The organism is Flavobacterium cutihirudinis (assembly GCF_003385895.1).
Taxonomy (GTDB): Bacteria; Bacteroidota; Bacteroidia; order Flavobacteriales; family Flavobacteriaceae; genus Flavobacterium; species Flavobacterium cutihirudinis.
Window position 1 is genome coordinate 1 of the sequence record NZ_QRDQ01000013.1, and the last position, 11,956, is coordinate 11,956.

Here is an 11,956-nt window from a genome sequence, read left to right on the forward strand (position 1 = left end):
GCTCACTTTGCACCGGAATTAGATGGTCACTTTAAACCAAAACAAGGTGGTCACTTTAAATTGTAATCAGGTGGTCAATATCACTGAGTTTTACAGCGATACACCAAAATATTTTCTAAACTGAAAAATAAAATAAGTATAGCTTGAAAATTGGAGTTGATCACATACTTCGTTTATACTATATGTCTTCTTTTCAAGAAGTTCCTTTGCTTTTTCAAGTTTATGGGTTAGGTAGAAATTATTTGGTGTCATACCTGTTACTTTCCTGAATAATTTTTTGAATTTGGTTTCAGACATGTGTGCTTTATCAGCAATTGTTCTTACAGAAGGAAAGGGCTCTTTAAGATTATTAATCAGGTCTTTCTGAATGTTTATTATTTTCAAAAGATCATTTTTTGTTACTTTTTTAATGGCATCATTATTAAGTATTTGGTCTATATAATTTGAAACTAAATGATATCCGGTTGCCATTAAATTGATATTAAATAATTCTCCTCCTACTTTCATTTTACGTAAATCACTTAAAACTTTGAAAGTTTCCGGCGACATATGATCAAACTTTATGAATGTGTTTTTTTTAGCATCCATAATTTTATCAATATTGGCAGAAAAATTTTCATTTGTTCTAGCGAAATTTTCAATTTTCATTTTTTTGATGAAAATGCAAATGCCATAAATTTTTGTACCTGAGCTTATATAGTATTGAGTTTCAAGCAAACTGTCGATAATTGACACATCATATCCTAACATCCCGATGTCATAAGAAAGATCTGTTGCTGTTTTCAATATCTGGCCCTTGGTCAAATTGAAGTATAGGCCAATAAAATCTTGTTTTTCATGCGATTGAATGATATGAACATCAGCATTATAGGTAACATCAATATACAGTAGAACTACATCTTCTTCACCTGTATTGAGAAAATACGTAGTGCCAGTACTAATATTTTTATCAGTGTATATAAAATTCCCATACGTGCTGCCACCAAAATCTTTGGCAAAACTTTCGATCCAATCCAGATCCGCACCATACGAGTGTTTAATAGTTATCACAATTGAATTTTACTTTACAACTTCAAATGAATTAATACTACATCTTCAGAGTCTTATTTTAATGAATATGTTAACCAATTATATATAAACTTAAGAAAAAATTTATGTATAAGTTTAAGTCTTCCTACAAAAATTTCAAAAACAATATCCTTAATACTTTTGTTTTATAAATCTTTTATTTGGCTTAAGAAATAACAAAAAAGAATACTTGATAGACAAATGCAGAAACCACTTGGGTTTCGAGCTCAAGATTAGAATCCTGCTCTCACTTGAAAAGTTGCAAAATACTAATTATTGGTCGTCATAAAAAAACTACACCTTTGTATTTCAATTAATTACAAATTACAACATAAATTTAAACGAATTCAAACCAATCTGAAAGTTTCAGTATTGATAAAAACAGTGAAAATTTCCATGACATGATCATGGCAAAACAACGAAAAAATATTTGAACGGAACATAAAAGCGAGATGCGACGGTTTTTGTTCAAATTCCTTTTTCTCAGCTGAACTTGAAATCCTTAACTTTTCTTAAGGGTTTCCTTTTTTTACATTATATAATTTTCTTTACAAATAGTTCGAAAAAAATTTTCACAATCGAAAAAACAACTTATATTTGCACTCGCAATCAGAAAATGATCGCGACATACTGGAGAAATGGCAGAGCGGTCGAATGCGGCAGTCTTGAAAACTGTTGACTGTAACAGGTCCGGGGGTTCGAATCCCTCTTTCTCCGCCAGATGAAGTTTCAAAAAAACTTTAAAAATCAAAAGCCTTTAAACATTAACGTTTAAAGGCTTTTTCTTTTAACCTTTATCTTAAAAGGTGTCCAAATAAAAAAAGCCGCAATTCTAAAATTGCGGCTCTTTAAATAAAAAAATCAAACATCAAAAATTACTTGCTAGAAATCAATTCCATAATTTTATCATAGATCGCTGTATTCTGATAAACACCCTTGAACTTATCAGATCCCGGACCGTAGGTAAAAACCGGAACCGGAATTGCTGTATGATCGTTTGTGCTGAAACTTCCGTGAACGTAACCTTTTTCTATACTTCCGTCTATTAAGGATAATCCGCCAGTTTCGTGGTCAGCGGTTACTATTAATAAAGTTTCAGGATTTTCATCTACAAATTTCATCGCCTGACCAACCAATTTGTCAAAATCAAGCATTTCACGAACTACATATTCCACATTATTTTGGTGTCCGCCGTAATCGATTTGAGCGCCTTCTGCCATAATGAAAAACGGGTTTTTAGTTTTTGAAAAAGTGCCAGTCGCTTTCGCTAAAGATTTTGTTAGAAAATCTCCTCTTCCATTTTTTATAGAAACTACAGCTGCATCTTCTAAAACCACAAATCGGTTGTTTTTGATCGTATCCAAACTTGCAAATTTATCAGAGAACGAATATCCTTTTTCTTTCAGAACTTTAGACAAATCCTTACCATCTTTTCTGGAAATAAATTCTTTTTGTCCTCCGCCAATTAGAATATCTGAAGGATTTGAAAGAAAATCATTTGCAATTGGTTCGCTCAAACTTCTCTCCGGCTGATGCGCATAAAAAGCTGCCGGCGTTGCGTCTGTAATATTTCCTGCAGAAATAATCGCTGTTTTATAATTTTTCTTCGCCAATTGTTCTGCAATTGTCTGAAGCGGTTTTCCCTGTTCATCAACACTTATAAAACGATTGTTGGTTTTATGTCCCGTTGCCATTGCAGTTGCTCCCGCAGCTGAATCGGTAATATAACTATCCGAAGCTTTTGTTATAGAAAATCCCTGAGTTGGAATATTAAACAAACTCAATTGTCCTTTATTTGCCGTGTAACCTGAATAGATTTGTGCTAATCCCATTCCGTCTCCTATTAAAAGAATAACGTTTTTGGGACGTTTGTTTTTGAAAGAATTCTTAGGAACATAAGCCTGATGAAATTCGGTATTCTGATAAAATGTTGTTTTAATATTATTGATGAATTCTGTTACCTCACCAACTTTATCAGTTCCTATAAAATCGACTTTCAAATTCATCAAAGTCATATACGTATTCACATTATCTTGGGTTGCCCAAAATCTTATTTTCTTATTCTGATCGTGAACTTTTTTAATAATAGCCTGAATTTTTTCTGAATCTGGCTGTGTCAAAACACCTTTCCCATTCCAAACTGTGATTTCATGCAAATCTTCGCTGACCATTTCTACACGTGCCAATTGATCTGCTGTATAATTTTCATTCAACCTTCCATCAAAATAAATAAAATCAGGAAATGTCGTCCAAAGTGTTATTGCTGGTCTGTTTCCGGAAATGACAATTTTTATATTTTTATTCGAAACAATATCAGGAAACGTTTTTAATTGTTCTATAAGAGTCTTTAAAGTCGAATCGGCATCAGATTTAATGTCGATCATTAAAATTAGAGGTTTACCACTTGGATAAGCCTTTCTTCCTAACGTTTTTAACTTAGAAGAAAGTGGTTCCAAATACATACTTTTAAGTGTATTGTGTGATGCAATTTCTTTAGAAGTATGCGCAACAAACAACTCATTATTTACTAAAAAAACATCGGCTTCGATAACGCCGGTTTCATTAGAATATGCGCCATAAAAAGGCAATTTACTTTCGTAATCGTTATGCGAATGGATGTTGGAAGAAGTGTATTCCTGTGCCTGAGAGAACAGAAAAAATTGAAGGCAAAAAAGGGTGATTATTTTTTTCATCAGAAATAAATTAAATAGCAAAAAGTCGTAGGTTACTTTTTGCTATATTGAAACATGAAGTGGCGTAATTAATTTTACGGCTGCAGTACCTCAACAATACTGCAGCGTAAAATAACTAAAACAACACATTGAAATTTTTTGTTACCAGCCCTCGTTTTGAGACAAAGCACCTTTGCTCACAGCGATTTCATCTGGTGGTATTGGCCAAACATGGTGAATCAACGGATTGAAATTACGAGCCGGATAAATCACACTTCCGTCATAATGGTGTAATGGTTTTGCATAAGTTTCTTTTGCATCTCCCCAACGTACCAAATCAAAATGGCGATCGGTCCACTCACCTGCTAATTCGCATCTTCTTTCTCTTTTCAAATCTACCATTGTAGCGCCCGAAATATCTTTTAAGCCTGCACGGTGACGAATCATATTGATTTCTGTATCGGCGTTTTGGCCTTTCATTAATTTCGCTTCCGCTAACATCAAAATCACATCGGCATAACGCAAAAGAGGAACATTCAAAGCAGTTGAAGGTTTGTCTCCATTTGCATTTACATAACGAATATCAACAGCTCCAGATGTCGTTTTCGGATAACTGAATGGCTCCATATATTTTTTGAACTGATAACCTGTTCTGTTACTTGAACTTACTACATGACTTCCTTCGTTGAAAGTTACTTCTTGTCCGAAATAAACAAACTTGTCTCCTTTTTGTAAAATTGTAGCACTACGTCTTTTATCGTCTGGAGCGTAAGTATCAAATAATTCTTTTGTCGGATAGAAATTTCCCCATCCATTGTACACTCCCCAACCTTTATCTTCTAAACAAACTCCAGGAAAAATTGAACCTAAAGAAGTGTTTTGCGAACTTGAAGTTACCGCCCAAATATATTCTGTAGACCAGTTATTGCTGATTTTAAATACATCTTCAAAATTATCAAGCAGTTTGTGTTTTCCACTTGCTACAATCATATTGGCATATTTTATAGCGTTATCCCAATCTTTAGCATACAAATACGTACGAACCAAATAAGCCCAGGCAGCCGTTTTGTGAGCGCGTCCATAATTATCTGGAGAAAGCTCATTAAAGTATGGCAATAAATCAGCAGCTTTTATTAAATCGGCAGCGATGTAGGCATAATTTTCAGCAACATTTTTAGCACGCGGAACGTATACATTAGTATAATTTTCTCTATCCTGAATTGGAATTCCCGCACGATCGTCTCCATAATGGTAAGCCAATTCTAAATGCATAACGGCATGGTTAAAATAAGCTTCTCCCAACATTCCGTTTTTTGTTTTTTCATCCAATGGAATATTCGGAATGTTACGAATCACGTCATTACAACGTTTCATGATTTCGTAGTGAATTCTCCAAATATCCTTTGTATCAGATTCTGCTCCGTCTACAATAAAATTTTTGATACGTTCTGCATTTTGTCTTGGTTTTGTTCCGATATCATCGCTGGCATTATTCAGCCAGAAGAAACCACGACCGTACATATTATCATCTGAATACAAAGCATAAATTGCGTTTACTCCTGCTTTTGCATCTGCTGGTGTTTTCCAGAAATTTCCGCTTGACGGTGCACCTTGCGGAATAACATCAAGTTCGCTTTCGCAAGCCGAAGTGCCAACTAAAAGCACAAAACTCAATACTAAAAGACTTATTTTTTTCATTTCAATTGTGTTTTTTATTTTTTTAAAAAGTTGCGTTAACACCTGTCATATAAATACGAGAAAGTGGGTAACGTCCTAAATCCATTCCGAAATTTCTAAGACCAACCTCAGGATCCATTCCGGAATATTTCGTGATGGTAAACAAGTTTTGTCCAGAGATGAAGAATCTCAATTTTGCTTTTCCGTTCAACCAGCTTTCTTTAATAGAATATCCAATAGAAACGTTTTTCAATCTCAAGAAAGAAGCATCTTCGATATACAAGTCAGAAATACGTCCGAAGTTGTTGTTGTTATCTGTTGAAGAAAGAACCGGAATATTAGTGTCTGTATTTGTTGGCGACCACGCATCTTTCGAATCGGCTAACAAATTGTATCCAGGGAAAGAAGCATTTAAACCGGTGTGTTTTACAGCATTGAAAACACTGTTTCCTGCAGCTCCGGTAAAAAAGATGTTCATATCAAAACCTTTATATTTGAAATTCGCATTCAAACTATAAGTCGTTTTAGGGAAAGGACTTCCTAATATTACTCTGTCGCTGTTGTTAATTACACCGTCTCCGTTTTCATCTTTAAATCTAATATCACCTGCAACAGCATTTGGTTGATACGCAACACCATTAGCATTTACATACGCTTTTGCTTCAGCATCACTTTGAAATAGTCCGTCCGTAGCATATCCGTAGAAAGCACCAACCGGACTTCCGACCTGATAAATATTGGCTAAAGGCAAACTACGAACTCGGCTTAAGCCTAGCGGCTCCAGAGAACTTAAATCATCTTTAATCGAAACAATTTTATTGCTTAAGAATCCAGCGTTTGCCGTAACATCAAATTTAAAATCTCCACGTGTTTTTTGATACGTCAAACTAACCTCGATACCTTTATTTTCAACATCTCCAGAGTTTACGATTCTTCCTTGTGGTGTTCCCGAAACTCCTGGCAATTGGTCACGAACCAACATGTCTTTGTTCTTTTTCACATAAGCATCAACAGATCCTACCAAACTGTTATTCAACATTGTAAAATCTAAACCAATATTAGTTTGCTCTGAACTTTCCCATTTCAAATTTGGATTTGATAATTCGCTTTCTGCGTAACCAAAATTAATCGACGGAGTAGCTCCAATTAAAGCCTGAGTCTGCGTTAAAGGCACACTAAACTGATAAGGTCCAAGATTTCCTAAGTTTCCAATTTGTCCCCAGCTTGCGCGAAGTTTCAAAGTGCTGATGATTGGTTCAATTCCTTTCATAAAACCTTCTTCAGAAATTAACCAACCCGCAGAAACTGACGGATATACTTTCCAACGGTTATCTTCTAATAATTTTGAAGTTCCGTCGCGACGAACAATTCCAGAAAGCAAATATTTCTGATTGAAATCGTAATTAATTCTTCCTACATAAGACGAAATAATTTCATCTGATTGTCCTGCAGCTGTCTGCTGAATTAATTTTGCATTCAGCAAATAACGTTGTGACGGATCTTCATTGTCAAAACCTGTTCCTTCAACGGTATAAAAATCTCTTTTCGTTTCCTGATACGTATATCCTGCTAAAGCTTTCAGATTATGTTTTCCGAATGATTTTTCATAAGAAATAGTCTGCTCGCTCAATAAATCGGTAACTGTTATATTTTTCAGTGTCAATCTGTTGAAATCAAATATTTTTCCTGGCTCGGTAACTTTTACCGTAAAATCTGTTGCGTTATCCTGAATTCTGGTGTAACCCCAATTTGATTTTACTTTTAACCCTTCAACAATTTCCCATTCTGCGTAAGGATTGATCAAAATAGTAGAAATAGGATTCTTGTTGTCTAATCTTTTCAAATACGCCACCGGATTGATAACGTCTCCATAAGAACCAATATATTTTTCAGGAACTCCACCAAATTGACCTGAACCATCTTCTCTATAAATTGTCGCGTTTGGTGGATATAAAATTGCTGCCTGAATTGCTCCTGTATAAGAACTTGATGTATTTGCCGTCTGACCATCCGTTAAAGAGTACGAAATGTTTTCTCCAATTGTAAAGTTTGGCGCCAGTTTAAAAGAAGAATTAGCTCGTACGGTATAACGTTCTCCATATGTATTTAACAAAATACCTTCATTTTTTCTATAACTTCCTGAAAGAAAGAAATTCGATTTTTCTGTTTTTCCATTAATAGAAAGAGACAAATCCTGAATTTCTCCTGTACGGAAAATTTCATCCATCCAGTTTGTTTTTGTCGTTCTTGCCGTTGGTTCGTATGCCGTATCAAAAGCAGGAATTCTTGGTAAACCTGCGTTATCTCTGGCCGTGTTCATAGCATCAGCATATTCTGCAGCATTTAAAACACCTAATTTTTTGGCTACATTCTGAAAACCTCCCTGATAGTTTACATTTACATTAATACGATCTGAAATTCCTTTTTTAGACGTAATTAAAATTACCCCACCAGAAGCTCTCGCACCATAAATCGCCGCCGAAGCCGCATCTTTCAAGACACTGATCGAAGCAATATCATTTGGATTTAAAGTATTTAAAGATCCGCTGTAAATAATTCCGTCTAAAACGATTAAAGGCGTTTCAGCATTCAAAGATCCAATACCACGAATATTGATTGTTGGTGACGCTGTTGGATCACCTCCGTCGTTGATAACCGTAACACCGGCAACAGTTCCCTGCAATAATTCGCCCGCATTATTATAAGTTCTACTAGAAGTCTCTTTCATAGAAACAGAACCTACAGCTCCTAAAACTTCATTCTTTTTTACACTTCCGTATCCCATTACGATAACTTCCTGAAGCTGTTTTACATCGGCAGCCAATTTTACAGAAATCGTTTGTGAACTTGTCACTTTTACTTCTTGTGTAACATAACCTACATAAGAGAAAATAAGTGTCGCTTCCGGCGCATTGATTTCCATTTTAAATGTTCCATCAAAATCGGTTGTTGCACTTGCTTCAGAAGTTTTATCTTTAATTCCAACTCCTGGCAATGGCATATTATCATCTCCTCCGAAAACAGTTCCGGAAATAATAATTTTGTTTTGATCGGCTACTTTTTGATTTTTCTTGATTACGATATTGTTGCTCACAATTTCATATCGAAGTGCAGCACCACAAATTTTATCCAACGCTTGTTCTAGCGTTACATTATTCAGTTTTAAACTTAATTTCTGATTCGTATTGATCTGGCTGCTTTCATACATAAAATGCACATCAACCTGATTTTCAATTTTCTGAAATATATTTCTTATGCTTTCATTTTCAACTTTTAAGGTCACTCTTTTGTTAATGTCAACATTCCCGGCGTTTACTGTCAGCGTCGTAAAAAACAAAGTCATAAAGAGGAATAATTTCATCCCAATTGCCTTTATGCTCTGACACTTTACGGCATACCGCATTTGTTTTTCATTCATAATTTTTAAGATTTAGTTTAATTGTTTTTGTTTATTAGTTTGCTACGTAGTTTTATTTTTAATGCCAAAGAATTACTCTATTTTATATACTCCCGAATCTATTTTATAATTAGCATTGATGATATTGCACACCAAACCAATTACCTGATCAGCAGGCAATTCTTTAAAATAGGCGCTTATTTTTAAGGCATTTAGATTTTTATTTTTGATTTCGATCGCCACATTATAATTGCGGTTTATAGTGGCCACCACTTCCGGAAGTGGCGTCTCTTCAAAAACCATAATATTTTTTCGCCAAAGCGAAATTGTGCTTAACGGAATATCCTTAAAAGCATGAAGTTTATTATCGCGTGATTTAAAAACTGCTTTTTGTCCCGGCGTTACATATACATTCTCTTCGGTCACTGTCGATTTTACATTGACCCTTCCGGTTAAAACCGAAACTTCTTGTGTAATTTGATCCGGATAAGCCTGAACATTAAAACTTGTTCCAAGCACTTTTGTGTCCATTTTATTGGTGTGAATAATAAAAGGATGTTTTTTGTCTTTGGTTACATCAAAAAAAGCTTCACCACTTAAATACACTTCTCTGGTGTCTCCTTTAAATTCTTTTGGATATTTAAGAACACTTCCGGCATTTAGCCAAATCTGCGTTCCGTCGCTTAATTTTATTTGAGCATGTTCTCCCAGTTTTACTGTAATTTGCTTGCTTTCAATATTTGTTGATGTCTGGTAAAAAAACAGAGACAATCCTAATAGGAAAACCAATGATGCTGCAATTGCCCAATTTTTATATTGAAGAGCAATTACTTTATTTGTGTTCTTTATATGTTGCAATTCTTTTTTTAGTTTAGAGCGATCGGATTGAATCACTTCCATATTGTCAAAAAAATCATCGGTACGATCGTACCATTTATTCCACATTTCTTGTCCTTTCGGAGAATACTTTCCGTCTAAAAAATTTTTGATTTCGTTATTTGAATTTTCAGGCATTATAATTTCTTTATGTCTTTAATAGTATGTCTTGGGAATTGCATTTTCAGGTAGGTGCGAAAGGTTACGCTTCTGTTAAGAAAAAAACCGAATTCTTAATTTGGATTTTACATTCAATTGAATTCGCCCAAATAAGTGCGCATAAATTTCAGCGAATAGGTAATATGATATTTTACCGTTTCAATGGAAACATTCAGTTCTTCGGCGATTTCTTTATTGGTGTAATTTTTAACGCGGCTTAGAATAAAAACCTCTTTTGATTTCTTAGGAAGCAACATTGCAGCCTCATCAACTGCTTTTTGTAATTCATCATAAAAAATAGCATCTTCTGTGGCGTTATGACTATTATATAAAACCTCATTTTTATCTAAAACTTCCTGAATATACTGATCGGTAACGGCATGCGATTTTATATAATCTAAAGTCATATAGCGCACCGAGGTGTAGATATAAGCCGCAAAACTTTTCTGAATAGTAATCGTCTTGCGTCGTTCCCAGATAGAGGTAAAAACTTCCTGAACAATTTCTTCAGCAATTGCGATTGATTTCATTCTCAGATAAACAAATCGAACAAGTACGTCGCGATATCTAAAATAAAGTTCATCAAAAGCTTTATCCTTGCCTGATTTTAATAGTTCGACAAGTTCTTCGTCGGTTAACTTTTTATACATGATACATTATTTTCGAAGGATTAATCAAATGAAAAGTTTCGGCTGAAACATCTTTCCTGATTTCGTGCTGATAATGTTCGTGTTGTTCAAAAAATGACATATACAAAGTATTGAGTTCTTATTATATGTCTGTAAAATTAAACCTGGGGGTAGGTCGAACAGGTTACGGTTATATTAATAAAGCCTCCTTAAAACGAAACATATTATTAACATTTGAAGGAAAAGAGCAACTGTAAAATAAGCTTTTGGATATTTTAATTAATAAACAAAAAGTTATGTCTTGAATAACAATCTTTCTCTTATAAATAGGAGAATTTGATCGCAAAAGTGCTTAACAAAAAATTAATGATTATGTCTTTAGATAAACTTCAAATATTTCAAAATTCTTTTCAAAATGAAATAAAAATCAAAATTAGTTGACAAAAGCAACTAATTTTATATATTTGTAATTCACAATACAATTTTAAGATCATGAGCACGACAACTTCAAAAATCAGAAGTTTCAACAGATTCTATACCGCGCACTTAGATATATTAAGTCAGCATTATTTAGACAGCGAATATTCTTTAACAGAAATTCGGATTCTTTATGAAATCAGCGAAAGCAAAATAATAACGGCCCAGAAAATCACTGAAATTTTAAATTTGGACAAAGGTTATTTAAGCCGAATTCTAAAGCGTTTTTTAAAAGAAAATTTAATTGTGAAAGTCGCTTCTGCGGAAGACAAACGCGCCTTCAATATTAAACTTTCAGATACCGGAAATGAATTATTAAGTATTTTAAATACTAAGTCTGAAAACAAGATTGAAGGTAAAATTGAAAAATTAAACACTTCCGAAAAAGAAATCTTAGTCGATTCAATGAATACTGTACGGAATCTATTGACAGAAAATAAAATAGCGCGTGAAGATATAACGTATCGTCATGAGATAACTCCCGGAGATGTAGGCTATATTATTTATTTGCATGGAGCAATTTATGGCAAAGAATACCATTTTTCGAGTGATTTTGAAAAATATGTCATCAAGACATTTTACGATTTCTTAGAAAAATATTCCCCAGAAAAGGATCGCATTTGGATGGCCGAGCATAATAATAAAATTGTGGGATGTGTTGCGATTGTGCATCAGCCTGACGGAGAAGCTCAGCTGCGATGGTTTCTTCTTGATCCTGCGTTTAGAGGTTTGGGAATTGGCAAAAGATTATTGACCGATGCAGTAGATTTCTGCAAAGAGAAAAACTTTAAAAACGTGTTTCTTCTTACCACCAGCATGCAAGACAAAGCGCTTCAAATGTATAAAATGATTGGATTTAAACTTACTCAATCTGAAAAAGTTGAGGAATGGGGGAAAACATTTTATGAAGAGCGTTATGATCTAAAACTTTCGAAATAATTTTTTTTTATTGTTCGGAAAATAAAAAAGCTTCGTCTCCAAATAACAGAACCTATAATTAG

General features: G+C 34.2%; 7 protein-coding genes and 1 tRNA gene. 2 read left to right on the forward strand and 6 right to left on the reverse strand.

The features are described from left to right. Positions 1 to 90 precede the first annotated feature (90 nt). Positions 91 to 1,050 carry a helix-turn-helix domain-containing protein gene (locus tag BD847_RS19610; RefSeq protein ID WP_115889946.1) on the reverse strand — a complete coding sequence of 320 codons (960 nt, stop codon included), beginning with the start codon at positions 1,048 to 1,050 and terminating at the stop codon, positions 91 to 93. Between the two features lie 650 nt (positions 1,051 to 1,700). Between BD847_RS19610 and BD847_RS19615 the strand changes: the two genes are divergently transcribed. Beyond that, positions 1,701 to 1,788: transfer RNA gene (locus BD847_RS19615), tRNA-Ser, on the forward strand. Between the two features lie 155 nt (positions 1,789 to 1,943). Here BD847_RS19615 and BD847_RS19620 read toward each other — a convergent pair. The 5 genes from BD847_RS19620 to BD847_RS19640 all read right to left on the reverse strand — a co-directional run bounded on the left by BD847_RS19620 (position 1,944) and on the right by BD847_RS19640 (position 10,499). Beyond that, positions 1,944 to 3,761 (reverse strand): alkaline phosphatase, encoded by a 1,818-nt coding sequence (locus BD847_RS19620; protein WP_115889947.1) that lies wholly within the window; start codon positions 3,759 to 3,761, stop codon positions 1,944 to 1,946. A gap of 141 nt (positions 3,762 to 3,902) precedes the next feature. Continuing rightward, entirely contained in the window at positions 3,903 to 5,438 is a 1,536-nt protein-coding gene (locus BD847_RS19625; RefSeq protein WP_115890024.1) for a RagB/SusD family nutrient uptake outer membrane protein, read from the reverse strand. A 22-nt stretch (positions 5,439 to 5,460) separates the two neighbouring features. Then, positions 5,461 to 8,778: a TonB-dependent receptor gene (locus BD847_RS19630; protein WP_244201643.1), complete on the reverse strand. Its 3,318-nt coding sequence runs from the start codon at positions 8,776 to 8,778 to the stop codon at positions 5,461 to 5,463. Between the two features lie 129 nt (positions 8,779 to 8,907). Then, entirely contained in the window at positions 8,908 to 9,828 is a 921-nt protein-coding gene (locus BD847_RS19635) for a FecR family protein (RefSeq protein ID WP_115889949.1), read from the reverse strand. A gap of 113 nt (positions 9,829 to 9,941) precedes the next feature. Further along, the gene (locus tag BD847_RS19640) at positions 9,942 to 10,499 is read right to left on the reverse strand and encodes an RNA polymerase sigma-70 factor (protein WP_115889950.1); all 558 of its coding nucleotides are present in this window, start codon (positions 10,497 to 10,499) and stop codon (positions 9,942 to 9,944) included. Positions 10,500 to 10,970: 471 nt separating this feature from the next. Here BD847_RS19640 and BD847_RS19645 point away from each other — a divergent pair, with 471 nt between their 5' ends. Then, on the forward strand, positions 10,971 to 11,894 hold the full coding sequence (locus tag BD847_RS19645; protein ID WP_115889951.1) for a bifunctional helix-turn-helix transcriptional regulator/GNAT family N-acetyltransferase: 924 nt from the start codon (positions 10,971 to 10,973) through the stop codon (positions 11,892 to 11,894). Positions 11,895 to 11,956: the final 62 nt, after the last annotated feature.

Coding starts and splice junctions, on each gene's coding strand:
- BD847_RS19620 (WP_115889947.1), bottom strand. CDS start 3,761: ATGAAAAAAATAATCACCCTTTTTTGCCTTCAATTTTTTCTGTTCTCT.
- BD847_RS19625 (WP_115890024.1), bottom strand. CDS start 5,438: ATGAAAAAAATAAGTCTTTTAGTATTGAGTTTTGTGCTTTTAGTTGGC.
- BD847_RS19630 (WP_244201643.1), bottom strand. CDS start 8,778: ATGAAATTATTCCTCTTTATGACTTTGTTTTTTACGACGCTGACAGTA.
- BD847_RS19635 (WP_115889949.1), bottom strand. CDS start 9,828: ATGCCTGAAAATTCAAATAACGAAATCAAAAATTTTTTAGACGGAAAG.
- BD847_RS19640 (WP_115889950.1), bottom strand. CDS start 10,499: ATGTATAAAAAGTTAACCGACGAAGAACTTGTCGAACTATTAAAATCA.
- BD847_RS19645 (WP_115889951.1), top strand. CDS start 10,971: ATGAGCACGACAACTTCAAAAATCAGAAGTTTCAACAGATTCTATACC.